Annotated in this window: 13 protein-coding genes and 2 riboswitches; of the genes, 7 read left to right on the top strand and 6 right to left on the bottom strand. The window is 71.6% G+C overall.

Translation table 11 applies throughout. The annotated features are described in order from the left end of the window. The first annotated feature begins 93 nt into the window (after positions 1–93). The gene (locus tag ACZ434_RS16840) at positions 94–597 is read left to right on the top strand and encodes an ATP-binding protein (protein ID WP_468456336.1); all 504 of its coding nucleotides are present in this window, start codon (positions 94–96) and stop codon (positions 595–597) included. A 1084-nt stretch (positions 598–1681) separates the two neighbouring features. On the opposite strand, the gene ACZ434_RS16835 is transcribed toward ACZ434_RS16840, so the two are convergent. Beyond that, the gene (locus ACZ434_RS16835; RefSeq protein ID WP_468456334.1) at positions 1682–2320 is read right to left on the bottom strand and encodes a GNAT family N-acetyltransferase; all 639 of its coding nucleotides are present in this window, start codon (positions 2318–2320) and stop codon (positions 1682–1684) included. A gap of 153 nt (positions 2321–2473) precedes the next feature. On the opposite strand from ACZ434_RS16835, the gene ACZ434_RS16830 reads away from it, so the two are divergent. Beyond that, positions 2474–2686, top strand: a complete 213-nt coding sequence (locus ACZ434_RS16830; RefSeq protein WP_468456332.1) for an EF-hand domain-containing protein — start codon at positions 2474–2476, stop codon at positions 2684–2686. A 127-nt stretch (positions 2687–2813) separates the two neighbouring features. Here the strand turns inward: ACZ434_RS16830 and ACZ434_RS16825 are convergent, their stop codons facing one another. Then, on the bottom strand, positions 2814–3371 hold the full coding sequence (locus ACZ434_RS16825; RefSeq protein WP_468456330.1) for a glycoside hydrolase family 25 protein: 558 nt from the start codon (positions 3369–3371) through the stop codon (positions 2814–2816). Between the two features lie 101 nt (positions 3372–3472). Between ACZ434_RS16825 and ACZ434_RS16820 the strand changes: the two genes are divergently transcribed. Continuing rightward, the gene (locus tag ACZ434_RS16820; RefSeq protein WP_468456328.1) at positions 3473–4723 is read left to right on the top strand and encodes a DUF6236 family protein; all 1251 of its coding nucleotides are present in this window, start codon (positions 3473–3475) and stop codon (positions 4721–4723) included. Positions 4724–4726: 3 nt separating this feature from the next. Here ACZ434_RS16820 and ACZ434_RS16815 read toward each other — a convergent pair whose 3' ends face one another. The 4 genes from ACZ434_RS16815 to gcvT all read right to left on the bottom strand — a co-directional run bounded on the left by ACZ434_RS16815 (position 4727) and on the right by gcvT (position 9145). Beyond that, positions 4727–6094 carry an L-serine ammonia-lyase gene (locus ACZ434_RS16815; RefSeq protein ID WP_468456326.1) on the bottom strand — a complete coding sequence of 456 codons (1368 nt, stop codon included), beginning with the start codon at positions 6092–6094 and terminating at the stop codon, positions 4727–4729. A gap of 167 nt (positions 6095–6261) precedes the next feature. After that, on the bottom strand, positions 6262–7521 hold the full coding sequence (gene glyA, locus ACZ434_RS16810; protein WP_468456324.1) for a serine hydroxymethyltransferase: 1260 nt from the start codon (positions 7519–7521) through the stop codon (positions 6262–6264). Between the two features lie 14 nt (positions 7522–7535). Continuing rightward, entirely contained in the window at positions 7536–7913 is a 378-nt protein-coding gene (gene gcvH / locus ACZ434_RS16805; RefSeq protein ID WP_468456322.1) for a glycine cleavage system protein GcvH, read from the bottom strand. A 113-nt stretch (positions 7914–8026) separates the two neighbouring features. Then, a complete protein-coding gene (gene gcvT / locus ACZ434_RS16800; RefSeq protein ID WP_468456320.1) occupies positions 8027–9145 on the bottom strand; it encodes a glycine cleavage system aminomethyltransferase GcvT in 1119 nt (372 codons plus the stop codon). 38 nt (positions 9146–9183) lie between these two features. After that, a riboswitch (glycine riboswitch) is annotated at positions 9184–9308 on the bottom strand. Next, a riboswitch (glycine riboswitch) is annotated at positions 9309–9409 on the bottom strand. A gap of 221 nt (positions 9410–9630) precedes the next feature. Between gcvT and ACZ434_RS16795 the strand changes: the two genes are divergently transcribed. From ACZ434_RS16795 to ACZ434_RS16780, 4 genes are all read left to right on the top strand, one after another. Further along, a complete protein-coding gene (locus ACZ434_RS16795) occupies positions 9631–10299 on the top strand; it encodes an AAA family ATPase (RefSeq protein WP_468456318.1) in 669 nt (222 codons plus the stop codon). Between the two features lie 53 nt (positions 10300–10352). After that, entirely contained in the window at positions 10353–11129 is a 777-nt protein-coding gene (locus tag ACZ434_RS16790) for an enhanced serine sensitivity protein SseB (protein ID WP_468456316.1), read from the top strand. A 214-nt stretch (positions 11130–11343) separates the two neighbouring features. Next, positions 11344–12132, top strand: coding sequence for an enhanced serine sensitivity protein SseB C-terminal domain-containing protein (locus tag ACZ434_RS16785; protein ID WP_468456314.1), 789 nt, complete (start codon positions 11344–11346; stop codon positions 12130–12132). Positions 12133–12564: 432 nt separating this feature from the next. Further along, complete coding sequence (locus tag ACZ434_RS16780) at positions 12565–14235, top strand: ABC transporter substrate-binding protein (protein WP_468456312.1); 1671 nt, start codon at positions 12565–12567, stop codon at positions 14233–14235. Positions 14236–14304: the final 69 nt, after the last annotated feature.

Below are 14304 nucleotides of genomic sequence, written 5' to 3'. Positions count from 1 at the left end.
CATGCCGGGGGCCCGCTGCCCGGCGCGGGTGCGCAGGGGGCGCATTCCCCCGGAACGGCCCCGGAGGACACGGCGGGCGGCCATGATGGGGGCATGGCGGGGCTGGATGGCAGGGAACAGCCGCGGGGAGACGGACGTGCGACCGTGTCGCGCTGGTCGCCGACGGTCGAGGACGAAAGCGCCCTGAAGGCGCTGGAGTTATTCGGCAACCCCACGGAAGCGGAGGTTCCGTTACCCTCCCGCCCCGAGTCCGCCGCCACCGCGCGCCGGCTCGTCCAGGTGGTCGTCCTGCGACAGTGGGGCCTGGGCGCCAGGATCACCGAGGACGCCGTCCTGCTCGTCTCCGAGCTGGTCGGCAACGCCGTACGCCACACCGGAGCCCGCGTCTTCGGCCTCCGTATGCGCCACCGGCGCGGCTGGGTCCGCATCGAGGTCCGCGACCCGTCCCGCGGCCTGCCCTGCCTCATGCCGGTCCAGGAGCTGGACGTCAGCGGCCGCGGGCTCTTCCTCGTCGACGAACTCGCCGACCGCTGGGGCGTCGACCTGCTGCCCCGCGGCAAGACCACCTGGTTCGAGATGCGCGTCATCGACCGCTGAGCCCCCACGAATCTCCGGACGTGCGCCCCCCGCGTGGCACGCCCCGAAGCCGACGCCGAACACACCCACCGGGGAACACGCCCCACCCCGCGAGCACCGCCCGCTACCCGCGCCTCCCCGTCCGCAGATCCGCCCCCTCCCACACCACACCGACGGCAACGACCGTCCCGCATGGACACCGCCCGGTGCCGGTGCCGGTGCCCTTCCCTGACGGAGGGCGTACCCGCACCGGACGGGCGCAGCGACCGTCCCGCCACCCGCCACCGCGCACGACCCACCCTCGTGGGTGCCGCCTGGTCCGGACGGTGCCCCGGTGCCTGAGCCCTTTCTCGGCGAGGGCGTTGCCGTGCCGGACCGGGGGCAGCGACCGTCCCGGCACCCGCTGCCGCGCACGGCCGCCCCTGTGGACGCCGCCCGGTGCCGGCCCTGACGGAGGGCGTTCCCGCACCGGCCGGGCGCAGCGACCGGCCCGGCACCCGCCACCGCGCACGACCCACCCTCGTGGGTGCCGCCTGGTCCGGACGGTGCCCCGGTGCTTGAGCCTTTCCATGGCGGACGGCGTTGCCGTGCCGGACCGGGGGCAGCGACCGTCCCGCCACCCGCTGCCGCGCACGGCCGCCCCCGTGGACGCCGCCCGGTGCCTGCGCCTTTCCGTGGCGGAGGGCGTTCCCGTGCCGGACGGGCGCAGCGACCGTCCCGCGCCACCCGCTGCCGCGTACGGCCGCCGCCCCGTGGGTGCCGCTTGGTCCGGGACGGTGCCCCGGTGCCTGCGCCCTTCCGTGGCGGAGGGCGTTCGCGCGCCGGACGGGCGCAGCGACCGGCCCGGCACCCGTTGCCGCGCACGGCCGCCCCCGTGGACGCAGCCCGGTGCCTGCGCCCTTCCTCGGCGAGGGCGTTCGCGCGCCGGACCGGGGGCAGCGACCGTGCCGGCACCCGTTGCCGCGTACGGCCGCCGCCTCGTGGGAGCCGCCTGGTCCGGGACGGCGCCCCGGTGCCTGCGCCCTTCCTCGGCGAGGGCGTTCCCGTGCCGGACGGGGGCAGCGACCGTCCCGGCGCCCGCTGCCGGACTCCCTCCACCAGCCCCTCAGTCCGGTAGGAACAACGCCTCCGAGCCCACCGGTCGGTACCCCGCCGCCTGGAACGCCCGCAGGCTGCGCGCGTTCCCCGGCGAGATCTGTGCCCATACCGGCTCGCCCCCCGCCAGCCGCCGTGCCGCCAGCGCCAGCCGGCGCCCCAGTCCCCGGTGCCGTGCCTCCTCCGTCACCTCCACGGCGACCTCCAGCCGCCCCGCGAGGCCCCGCCCCAGGACCAGCACACCGCCGTCCGCCGTCCACACCCGCACGTCGTCACGCCGCCGCAGGGCGCTCACCACCCGGGGGTGGCCGGGGTCGCCGACCTCCTCCAGGGCGAGCGGCGGAGCATCCGTGAGCGCGGGCGCCACCGTCATGACGTCGATCGTGTCCGTCCGCCGCCCCGTGCGCTCCATGAACGCGGCCAGGAACCGGACGTTCATGGTGGCGGCCAGGGCGTCGCAGTCGGCCGAGGCCAGCGTCCGCCGCACCCACGCGGGATCCTCGTCGGTGAAGACGACGGAGTGCGCCGTGAACGCCAGCACCCCCGCGTCCCGGCCGGACGGCTGGGGCACCACCGTCGTCCCCCCGTCCGCCGCCGGGAAGACGCCGCGCGCCGCCGCGTCGAGCATGTCCCGCAGAGTCTCCGCCACCGTGCCGCTCCCCGAGTGTCACTTTCCGCCCACTGGAAGGCCCAGACTGGCAGACGTGAACCGGGTGGGTGGTCGCCGCATGGCGGTCCCGGGCCGCCGGATAATCTGACCTCCGTCAGAAAGACGGCAAGGTACGACACGAGGGGCGGTCCGGTGGCGGACATCGAGGAAGCGCGCAAGCAGTTCGAGCGGATCGACACGGACGGGGACGGGTTCATCACCGCTGCCGAGTTCAAGACCGCTCTGGCCGAGGGCGGGGACTGGAACGTCACCGAGACCGTCGCGGAGGCCGTGATCAAGTCCCGCGACCTGAACGGCGACAAGGTCCTCTCCTTCGACGAGTTCTGGGCCCACCTGAACAAGTAGGCCCGGTCCGGCCCGCAACAGCCCGCCCGTCCGGGAGGCCGGTGCCGATCACGCGGGGTCCCGAAGGGGACCGGATCGGACATCGACTCCCGGAAGGGCCGAGCGGGGGCCGGGGTTCCGCGGGTAGCTAGGCGCCCTCCGCCCACTCCTTCAGCGCCGACCTGCTGGAGAAGTCCGCCACGTTCTTGTCCAACGGGTCGTCGGTGTACTGGTGGAAGCGCCACGCGGCCTCGATGCGGGGCTTGCCGGCGGAGACGTAGTCGGCGATCCAGAGGCCGTCGCCCGCGTAGGAGGTGGTGTCGACGTTGAGCCAGAAGTTCCGGTTGCAGTAGAGGACGACCCTGTGGTGGGGCCGGAGCTTCTTCACCTTGCGGATGAAGCGGTCCTTCTCCGCGTTGCCGGCCCGCGTGCCGTCGCCCGTCGTCTCCCAGTCGACCGCGAGGATGTCGCCCCGCTTCTCCGGGGCCTTCTTCACGAAGTGCTCCGCCTGGGCGGTGAGGTTGCCGGGCCAGAGGAAATGGTAGAAGCCGACGACCAGTCCCGCGTCGCGCGCCCGCTTCGTCTGGGCCGAGAGCTTGGGGTTGGTGTACGTACGGCCCTCCGTCGCCTTCACGAAGACGAAGGACAGACCGTCGGTGTCGTACGAGGACGACTGGTACGAACTCACGTCGATGCCGCGCAGCATTGCCTGCTCCCTGATGTGCTCGTGGGGGGAGGGGAGTTGAATGATTACTTCCCCCTCACGACGACGTCCACGCGTCGGGACAGCCGCCAAGGAGCGTGACCGTGCAGCGCATCGGCCTGTACTACCCGTACGTCCACTTCCGCGATCCGGCCTGGGTCAAGGCCGCCGCCCTGTATCTGCCCCAGGTGGCCCGGGTCGTGCCGCAAGGGTTCCGGCTCGCGGACCCGGACCACGTCAGGGTGCTGCGGGAGGGGCTCGGCTTCGTCGAGGACATCGATCCCGAGGACGCCGTCGCCGTGGCCTCCGGCCGTCTGCTGCGGCTGGTCGAGGAGCGGGAGGAAGAGGTGCGGAGGCGTTTCGGCGTCCGTGACGGTGACGCGCCCGACGCCGGGGACGTGATCAACGCCGAGCCCGCACCGCCGGGCCCCCGGGTGCCGGCGGGCAACGGCGGGCACGGCCTCCGGCCCGGCGACCGGCAACTGGCGGGCCTGTACCCGGGGGAGATGACGCCGGAGCTCACGGAGGTCCTGTTCGACACAGGGCTGGCGGTGTGGCGCGTACGCAACAGTTTCAGCCACGGCACCCCGCACCCCTGGGTTGCGCTGGACCCGGCGCTCGCCTGGGTCTACAAATGCGCGCTGACGGCCGAACTCGCCGCGCGCGCCGCTCTCCTGCCCGTCACCGACCAGGAGGCTTCCCACACGGCCGTGGGCGCCTGGGACACCGCACGCATGGCGGCCGTCCTGCTGGACGGCGCCCCCGCTCCCGTGGAGACCGGCGGTCTGACCGAGCGGGTCGGGGTGCTCTCCGTGCGGTGCGTCCTGCCCGCGCGGCTCGCCATGGTGCCCGCCGAGCGGATCGTGGACCTCCGCACGCGGTACGAGCCGGAGTTCCACGCCTACATGGACGCCGTCGCCCGCACGGTCGCGGACCTGTCCGGGGAACTGGCCGGCATCAGCAGTGCTCAGGCCCTGGACCTGTACGTACGGCAGGCGGTGCACCAGAACTTCGACGTCGAGCTGGAGAAGCTGCGCAGGGCGATCAACGGCGTGGGCCTCCAGACGATCACCACGTCCGTCAGCACCACCTTCGACACCCCCACCTCGGCGGCCGTGGCGGGCGGGCTGATCGGCGCGCTCGGCGGCACCCTGGCGGGCAGCGCGACGGGTCTCGTAGCCGGTGTCGGCGCCGCGGCCGTCGGTGTCCTCGGCGGGGCGCGCAGACAGCGCGACGAAGCGCTCGCCGCCTCCCCGGTCAGTTTTCTCCTGCGGGTCGAGCGGGGGCTGGCGCCCGCCACCGCGGTGCGGAGGATCGGGCGCGCCCTGCGGCGTGGTGCCGGCGCCGGCGCGTGAGCCTCAGCACTCGATGATGTTCACCGCGAGCCCGCCCCGGGCCGTCTCCTTGTACTTGACCGACATGTCCGCGCCGGTCTCCTTCATGGTCTTGATGACCTTGTCCAGGGACACCTTGTGCGAGCCGTCGCCGCGCATCGCCATCCGTGCCGCCGTGACCGCCTTCACCGCGGCCATGCCGTTGCGCTCGATGCACGGGATCTGGACGAGGCCGCCGACCGGGTCGCAGGTCAGGCCGAGATTGTGCTCCATGCCGATCTCGGCGGCGTTCTCCACCTGCTCCGGGGAGCCGCCCAGCACCTCGGCGAGGGCGCCCGCGGCCATCGAGCAGGCCGAGCCGACCTCGCCCTGGCAGCCGACCTCCGCGCCGGAGATGGAGGCGTTCTCCTTGAAGAGCATGCCGATCGCGCCGGCCGCCAGCAGGAAGCGGACCACGCCCTCCTCGTCGGCGCCGGGCACGAAGTTCATGTAGTAGTGCAGGACGGCCGGGATGATTCCGGCCGCGCCGTTCGTCGGCGCCGTGACGACCCGGCCGCCGGCCGCGTTCTCCTCGTTCACGGCCATCGCGTAGAGGGTGATCCACTCCATGGCGAGCGCCTGCGGGTCGCCCTCGGAGCGCAGCTTGCGCGCGGTGTTCGCGGCGCGGCGGCGCACCTTCAGCCCGCCCGGCAGGATGCCCTCGCGGGACATGCCCCGGTCCACGCAGGCCCGCATCACCTGCCAGATCTCCAGCAGGCCCGCCCGGATCTCCTCCTCGCTGCGCCAGGCGCGCTCGTTCTCCAGCATCAGCGCGGAGATCGACAGACCGGTCTCCCGGGTCAGGCGCAGCAGCTCGTCGCCCGTGCGGAAGGGGTACTTCAGGACGGTGTCGTCGAGCTTGATGCGGTCCGCGCCCACGGCCTCCTCGTCGACGACGAACCCGCCGCCCACCGAGTAGTACGTCTTCGACAGCAGCTCCGCGTCGGAGGCGTCGTGCGCCCACAGCGTCATGCCGTTGGCGTGGTACGGCAGTGCCTTGCGGCGGTGCAGCACCATGTCGTCGTCGAAGGAGAACGCGATCTCGTGCTCGCCGAGCAGCCGGATCCGGCCGCCGTCCTTGATCTTCTCCACCCGTTCGTCGGCGGACTCCACGTCCACCGTGCGCGGCGAGTCGCCCTCCAGGCCCAGCAGCACCGCCTTGGGCGTGCCGTGGCCGTGGCCGGTGGCGCCCAGGGAGCCGTACAGCTCCGCCCGCACCGAGGCGACGGAGTCCAACAGGTCCTCGTTGCGCAGCCGCCGGGCGAACATCCGGGCCGCCCGCATCGGGCCGACCGTGTGCGAGCTGGACGGGCCGATGCCGATCGAGAACAGATCGAAGACCGAGATGGCCACGGGAGGACTCCTAAGGGTTCGGCGGACGACGCTGTCCACCGGGAAGGGGTGGTTCGGCAGAGCGACGGGTGAGGGAACGTTCATGCGGTTCACGGTGCGGGGCACCGCGCCCACCGACCCAGTGTGCGCGATGCCCCGGATGTCCGTACCAATAAAAGCGTACGAAATTACTTCAGACCGGGGTACAACGGGTGCTTGCCGGCGAGCGCCGTCACCCGGGCCCGGAGCGCCTCGACGTCGTAGGACGGCTTCAGCGTCTCGGCGATCACGTCCGCGACCTCGGCGAAGTCCTCGGCCGTGAAGCCGCGGGTGGCGAGGGCGGGCGTGCCGATCCGCAGACCCGAGGTCACCATCGGCGGGCGCGGGTCGTTCGGGATCGTGTTGCGGTTGACGGTGATGCCGACCTCGTGCAGCCGGTCCTCCGCCTGCTGCCCGTCCAGCTCGGAGTCGCGCAGGTCCACCAGGACCAGGTGCACGTCCGTACCGCCGGACAGCACGTCCACACCCACGGCCCGGACGTCGTCCTCGACCAGGCGCTCGGCCAGGATGCGGGCGCCCTCCAGGGTGCGGCGCTGGCGCTCCTTGAACTCCTCGGTGGCGCACACCTTGAAGGCGACCGCCTTGGCGGCGACCACGTGCTCCAGCGGACCGCCCTGCTGACCGGGGAAGACCGCGGAGTTGATCTTCTTGGCCAGCTCGGCCGTGGAGAGGATCACACCGCCGCGCGGACCGCCGAGGGTCTTGTGCGTGGTGGTCGTCACCACGTGGGCGTGCGGCACCGGGTTCGGGTGCAGACCCGCGGCGACCAGACCGGCGAAGTGCGCCATGTCGACCATGAGGTACGCGCCGACCTCGTCCGCGATCCGGCGGAACGCCGCGAAGTCCAGCCGGCGCGGGTACGCCGACCAGCCGGCCACGATCAGCTTCGGCTTGTTCTCCTTGGCCAGGCGCTCCACCTCGGCCATGTCGACCCGGCCGTCGTCGCCGACGTGGTAGGCGACCACGTTGTAGAGCTTGCCGGAGAAGTTGATCTTCATGCCGTGGGTCAGGTGCCCGCCGTGCGCGAGGTTCAGGCCCATGATCGTGTCACCGGGCTTGAGCAGCGCGAACATCGCGGCCGCGTTGGCCTGCGCACCCGAGTGCGGCTGCACGTTGGCGTGCTCGGCGCCGAAGAGCTCCTTGACCCGGTCGATCGCGATCTGCTCGATCACGTCGACGTGCTCGCAGCCGCCGTAGTAGCGGCGGCCGGGGTAGCCCTCGGCGTACTTGTTCGTCAGGACCGAGCCCTGGGCCTCCATGACCGCGACCGGGGCGAAGTTCTCCGAGGCGATCATCTCGAGGGTGGACTGCTGACGGTGCAGTTCGGCGTCGACCGCGGCGGCCACCGCGGGGTCGAGTTCGTGCAGGGGCGTGTTCAGAAGCGACATACGGATACGACTCCTCAGCCCGCGATCGCGGCTTCGTACTCGGCGGCGGTCATCAGGTCGGCCTGCTCGTCGGTGACGCGCACCTTGAACAGCCAGCCGTCCCCGAACGGCGCCGAGTTCACCAGCGACGGGTCGTTCACGACGTCCTCGTTGACCTCGGTGATCTCACCGCTGACCGGGGAGTAGAGGTCGCTGACCGACTTGGTCGACTCCAGCTCGCCGCAGGTCTCGCCCGCGGTCACGGTGTCACCGACCTCGGGGAGCTGGACGAAGACCACGTCGCCGAGCGCGTTGGCCGCGTGCTCCGTGATGCCGACCGTCGACACGCCGTCCTCGGCGGCCGTCAGCCACTCGTGCTCCTTGCTGTAACGCAGCTGCGTGGGGTTGCTCATGGCCTGAATTCTCCTGTACAGGGGGATGACGGATGACTGAGGGGGCTGCGCGCGGCGCCCGTGAGCAGGCACGACCTGCTCACCTCAGGCGCGCGGGGCGTCCGACGACGGTGTCACTTCCGCCGCTTGTAGAACGGCAGCGCCACGACCTCGTACGGCTCGTGGCTGCCGCGGATGTCCACGCCGACGCCCTCGGTGCCGGGCGCCGCGTGCGCCGGGTCGACGTACGCCATGGCGATCGGCTTGCCCAGGGTGGGGGAGGGGGCGCCGGAGGTGACCTCGCCGATCACCTCGCCGCCCGCCACCACCGCGTACCCGGCGCGCGGGACGCGGCGGCCCTCGGCGACCAGGCCGACCAGGACGCGGGGCGGCTGCGCCGCGGCCCGCTCGGCGGCCTCGGCCAGCGCCGCGCGGCCCACGAAGTCGCCCTCCTTCTCGAACTTCACCACCCGGCCGAAACCGGCGTCGAAGGGCGTCAGGGAGGGGCTCAGTTCGTTCCCGTACAGCGGCATGCCCGCCTCCAGGCGGAGCGTGTCCCGGCAGGACAGCCCGCACGGGACCAGGCCCGCGCCCTCGCCGGCCTTGGTCAGCGCCTGCCACAGCTCCACCGCGTGCTCCGGCTTCACGAACAGCTCGAAGCCGTCCTCGCCGGTGTACCCCGTGCGGGCGATGAGCGCGGGGACACCGGCGACCGTGCCGGGCAGACCGGCGTAGTACTTCAGGCCGTCCAGGTCGGCGTCGGTGAGCGAGGCGAGGATGCCCTGCGACTCGGGGCCCTGCACCGCGAGCAGCGCGTAGGCGTCACGGTCGTCGCGGACCTCGGCGTCGAAACCGGCCGAGCGCTCGACGAGCGCGTCCAGCACCGTCTGCGCGTTGGAGGCGTTGGCGACGACCAGGAACTCCGTCTCGCCGAGCCGGTAGACGATCAGGTCGTCCAGGATGCCGCCGTCCTCGCGGCAGATCATGGTGTAGCGGGCGCGGCCGGGCTTCACACCGCCGATGTTGCCGACGAGGGCATGGTCGAGGAGCGCGGCGGCCTGCGGGCCGGCGACCGCGATCTCGCCCATGTGCGAGAGGTCGAAGAGGCCGGCCTTCGTGCGCACGGCGTTGTGCTCGTCGCGCTCGGAGCCGTAGCGCAGGGGCATGTCCCAGCCGGCGAAGTCGGTCATCGTCGCACCGAGCGACCGGTGCAGGGCATCGAGCGCGGTCCGGCGAGGTTCGGTACTGCTCATCGGTCGGTCTCCCAGGAGGCATGAAGGGCGAGGGCACTTCCTCCCCATCTGTCATCGGAACCTGAGAGGTTCGCCATGACCGCCCGCACAGCGGAGGAGCACGGCTTGCACCTTGGGTGGAGCCACTGGAGCACGGCTGCAGCGGCCCGCTTTTCAGATGTGCCTCGCCCGCGCGGTAACGGGGCCTGAGAGATTCAAGGGAGGGACTTGCTCCTTCGGCGCCCCGGCGGCAAACGGTGCCGGGGACTCTCCCGCGCGGATTCAAACGGCCGGTATGCAGTTGGCGCGCACATCATTGCACGCATCTTGAGCGTGCGGCAGGGGGACCCTTTCCTGGGATGCACAGGTTGTACGGGCACGGTCACAGGGAGCTGTGACAGGCCTGTTGCGGGAAAGGCACGGAAACGGGAGACCGGGGCATTACCTTCTCTTTACACTCGGCGGGGAACCGGACTCACAGCCGGTCCCAGGGGAGGACCAACACGGTGAACAGGACCACGGCGTGCGCCGCCACCACGGGCGTCACGCTGCCCCCGCAGTCGGCCGACCGGGCCGGCAGGGACTCCGGCGCACTGCCGGCGCCCCTCGTCCGCGATCTGCGCGGCCGGGACGGCCGCAGCCCGCGCGCCCTGCTCTTCGGGCCCCGCGACCTCGTCGTGGTCACCGGACTGCCCGGCAGCGGCAAGTCCACGCTGATGCGCCGCACGGTGCGCGGCACCCGCATCGACTCCCAGGACACCCGCGACCGCTGGGACCGCCGCATGCCCGGCCTGCTGCCCTACGCCGTCTACCGCCCCCTGGTACGCCTCGCCCACTACGCCGGTCTGCGCCGCGCGCTGCGCGCCGGGGCGGCGGTCGTCGTGCACGACTGCGGCACCCAGGCCTGGGTGCGGCGCTGGCTGGCCCGCGAGGCCCGCCGCCGGGGGGCGCGCCTGCATCTGCTCCTGCTCGACGTCACCCCGCAGCAGGCCCTGGCCGGCCAGCGCGAGCGCGGGCGCGGGGTCTCCCGGTACGCGTTCCGGCGGCACCGCGCGGCGAGCGAGCGGCTGCTGCGCGCGGTGGAGCGCGGATGGCTGCCCGCGGACTGCGGCTCGGCGGTGCTGGTGGACCGGCACGCGGCGGACGCACTGCGCCGGATCGGCTTCGCGGGCTGACCGGATAACCTTGCCGCCCACAGCAGTGGTTCCAGGCAGGCGGTAGACGAAAGATGGACTTCCCGGCGTTCCCGGCCCAGACGCACCCCCATCCGCACGGCGGATGGCCCGGCAACGAGCTGGAGGAGGTGCTCTCCGCCTCGCTCGGCGTCCCCTCGGCGGGGAGCCGGATCATCGAGGTACTGGGCCGCAGCTTCGTCTGGGTCCCGCTGCCGAACGGCGGCGGCCCGCACAGCGGCCCGCTGGACCTGCCCACCCTGGAGATCGACGGCCAGGCCTACGTCCCCGTCTTCACCTCCGAGGAACAGTTCCGCCGGGTCGTCGGCTCCCACATGTCGTACACGATCGCCCCCGCCGTGGAGTTCGCCCGCGGGCTGCCGCCGCAGGCTGGGATCGCGGTGAACCCCGGTGGCGTGGTCGCCGTACCGCTGCCGCCGCCGGCCGTGGCCGAACTGTGCCGGGCCGGACACACCCCGCTGGACGGCGCGGCGAGCGGCGGCCGGGTCCGCCTGTTCGAACCCGACTGGCAGGAGGACCCGGTGGACTTCCTGGCGGCCGCCTCGGAGGAGTTCGAGGCCACCGGCGTGGTGACGACCGCCCGCCGCTGCCTGGCCGCGATCGAGACGGAGGCGCCCGTCCTCTTCGTCGGCGTGGAACTCTCCCACTGGGAGGGCGAGGTACGCACCCTCCCCCTGGACGCCCTCGGCCGAGCCCTGGGCCGCACCCCGACCCCCTGGCCGGTCAACCTCGTCCTCATGGACATCGCCCAGGACCCGGTGGCCGACTGGCTCCACACCAGGGTCACCCCCTTCTACACCCGCCACCACTAGCGCCCCGAAGGGGCGCGGGACCGTACTGAGATGCGGCTCCGCCGCGCGGGCGCGATCAACCACAACAAACCCGCACCCGCCCGACGATGCGTAGCCCCCGAGCTCTCCCGCGCCCCCCGAAACCACCCGGCGCTGCACAGCCCACCCCGCCCATCCGCCGGAGGCTTACGCTAGGTTCATCCGCTGGCGAGGTTGTACGGAGGGGCGATACAAAGTGAGCGCTGGCACCGCGGCGGCCGGACAGGTCGAGCACATGCTGCGCCAGGTGACGCCCGGGCGTTACGACGCCTACGAGGCGTTGCTGCGCGCCCTGGCCACCCCCTCGTCCGGCCAGGTCTGGATGCTGCTGTGGCACGGCCAGGCCGGCTCCCCCGACGCCCAGTACGGGAACATGGAGGTGGACGGCCTCGGCTACGCGCCCTGTGTCACCTCCGCGCAGGAGCTCTCCGCCAGCGGCTGGAACCGGTCCTACGAGGTCGTCGACGGCCTCGAAGCGGCCCGCGCGCTCTACCCCGACCGCTACGGTCTCTGGCTCAATCCGCACGCCCCCGGCGGCGGCGTCGGCATCCCCTGGCTGGATCTGCGCCGGATCGCCGGCGGTCTGGACCGTCAGCCCGCGGGGCCGCTGAGACTGTCCGAACCGGCCATCGAGATCCCTCAGTTCTACGCCCTCCTCGCGCAGAACGCCCACCGCACCCCCGCCGTCCGCGCCCTGCGCCGGGCCTGGGTGCAGCCCGCGCTGGGCGCCCCGTACCTCGCCATCGGCCTGGACGTGTACGACACCTCCCCGCCCGCCGTGGACGCGGTGCGGGCGATGATGCAGCAGTCCCTGGGCGCCGTCCCGGACGGACTGCCCGTGTCGACCGTCGCGATGTCCGACGAGCACGACCCGGTCGCGATGTGGCTGCGCGCCAACGCCCGGCCCTTCTACGACCGTGAGGCGCACGGCGCCGCCCGGCCCCCCGCCGCGGGGTACGGCTACCCGCCCGCGCACCAGCGCTGACCGGGTCGTATCCGTACATCCTGACGCGCTCACCGGGTCGCGCCACGTCCTCGCCCGCGCTGACTCAGCGTCACCGTGTCCACGATGTGGACACATGCTCCGACATGGTCCGGACCTCGGCCCGCCCGTAGGTGATTTTCCGTCAGGTTTTCGGCCATGCGCACTCAGCGACCACCCACTGACCCCCTGTCACCTGCGGTTTCACCCGGTCTCCACGCCGACAGCCGGTCGCAGAACCGGCCTTGGGCGGCTGCGCTCCGTGTCCGCGGGGTCGAAACCCGGCGGGGGAGCGCCTGAACCGCCCCATATGTCAAGTGTTCAGATCTCAGGTAGGTATCACCGGTATCCGGACTGTTCCTGACTCCCTGCGAACGTGAGTAGTGTTCGGGCGGTCAAGATGCATCCACATAGCGGACCCGGAGTGGCCCCAATATGCGCATACCCAAGTCCCGAGTCGCTCGGGCGATCACGGCCGCGGTGGCGGTCGGTCTGATTGCCACGGGCTGCTCCAGCGAGCGGGACAGTGACAACGAAAGCAGTGGCGACAAGGACACCTTCGTCTTCGCCGGTGCCGGTGACCCGGGTTCCCTGGACCCTGCCCTCGCGAGCGACGGCGAAACCTTCCGTGTGACGCGCCAGGCGTTCGAGGCCCTGCTCGAGCACGAGTCCGGCGGCACCGAGCTGGTCGGCGGTCTCGCCGAGACCTGGTCGAGCAACGACGCGGGCACCGTCTGGACCTTCAACCTCCGCAAGGACGTGAAGTTCCACGACGGCGAGAAGCTCAACGCCGCGGCCGTCTGCGCCAACTACGACCACTGGTTCAACTGGACGGGCACCTACCAGTCCAGCGCGGTCTCCTACTACTGGCAGACCATCATGGGCGGCTTCGCGAAGAACGAGGACCCCGAGACGCCCGAGGCGAACTACAAGTCCTGCACCGCGAAGGACGAGAACACCGCCGTCATCGAGGTCAAGAAGCCCTCCGCCAACCTCCCCGGCGGCTTCTCCCTCAACGCCCTCGCGATCCACTCGCCGAAGGCCATCGAGGCGTACAAGAAGCAGGACGCCTCCGCCAAGGGCGACGCCATCACGTACCCCAAGTACAGCCAGGAGGCCGGCACGGTCGCCGGTACCGGCCCGTACAAGATCACGAAGTGGAACAAGGGCAACAAGGAAGTCACCCTTGAGCGCTTCGACGACTACTGGGGCGACAAGGCGAAGATCAAGAACCTGGTCTTCCGCACCATCGACACCGAGGAGGGCCGCCGCCAGGCGCTCCAGGCCGGTGACATCGACGGCTACGACCTGGTCGCCCCGGCCGACGTCGAGACCCTCAAGAAGGAGGGCTACGTCGTCCCGACCCGTGGCGTCTTCAACCTCTTCTACGTGGGCATGAGCCAGGAGGCCAACCCGGCGCTCAAGAAGAAGGAAGTCCGCCAGGCGATCGCGCAGGCGATCGACAAGGAGAACCTGGTCAAGACCCAGCTGCCCGAGGGCGGCAAGGTGGCCGACCAGTTCATGCCGGACACCATCGCGGGCTACTCCAAGAACGTCACGAAGTACCCGTTCGACACCGCCGCGGCCAAGGGTCTGCTGAAGAAGGCCGGGGAGGAGAAGCTCGAGATCGAGTTCTGCTACCCGACCGAGGTCACCCGCCCGTACATGCCTGCCCCGCAGGACCTGTTCGAGCTGATGAAGGCCGACCTGGAGAAGGCCGGCATCACCGTCAAGCCCAAGGCCATGAAGTGGGCCCCGGACTACATCGACGCCACCGAGGCGGGCTCCTGCGCCCTGCACATGCTCGGCTGGACCGGTGACTTCAACGACGGCTACAACTTCATCGGCACCTGGTTCGCCGGGTACGACAAGCAGTGGGGCTTCAAGGACCAGAAGGTCTTCGACGCCGTGAACGCCGGCTCGAAGATGGGCAAGGCCGAGGAGCGCGTCGCGGCCTACGAGAAGGCCAACGAGGCCATCATGGCCTACATCCCGGGTGTCCCGATCTCGTCCTCCCCGCCGGCCATCGCGTTCGCCAAGAACGTGAACCCGCCGAACGTCTCCCCGCTGACGCAGGAAGTCTTCTCCGAGACGTCCTTCAAGTAGGCACGTAAACGGCAGTAGTAGTTCAACGGGGGGAGTCCGCCCGGCCGCCGCAACTCGGCGGCCGGGCGG

This window comes from Streptomyces sp. NPDC030893, assembly GCF_055571535.1.
This window is presented reverse-complemented; position numbering and strand designations above follow the sequence as displayed.

Coding starts and splice junctions, on each gene's coding strand:
- ACZ434_RS16780 (WP_468456312.1), top strand. CDS start 12,565: ATGCGCATACCCAAGTCCCGAGTCGCTCGGGCGATCACGGCCGCGGTG.
- glyA (WP_468456324.1), bottom strand. CDS start 7,521: ATGTCGCTTCTGAACACGCCCCTGCACGAACTCGACCCCGCGGTGGCC.
- gcvH (WP_468456322.1), bottom strand. CDS start 7,913: ATGAGCAACCCCACGCAGCTGCGTTACAGCAAGGAGCACGAGTGGCTG.
- ACZ434_RS16825 (WP_468456330.1), bottom strand. CDS start 3,371: ATGCTGCGCGGCATCGACGTGAGTTCGTACCAGTCGTCCTCGTACGAC.
- ACZ434_RS16840 (WP_468456336.1), top strand. CDS start 94: ATGGCGGGGCTGGATGGCAGGGAACAGCCGCGGGGAGACGGACGTGCG.
- ACZ434_RS16790 (WP_468456316.1), top strand. CDS start 10,353: ATGGACTTCCCGGCGTTCCCGGCCCAGACGCACCCCCATCCGCACGGC.
- gcvT (WP_468456320.1), bottom strand. CDS start 9,145: ATGAGCAGTACCGAACCTCGCCGGACCGCGCTCGATGCCCTGCACCGG.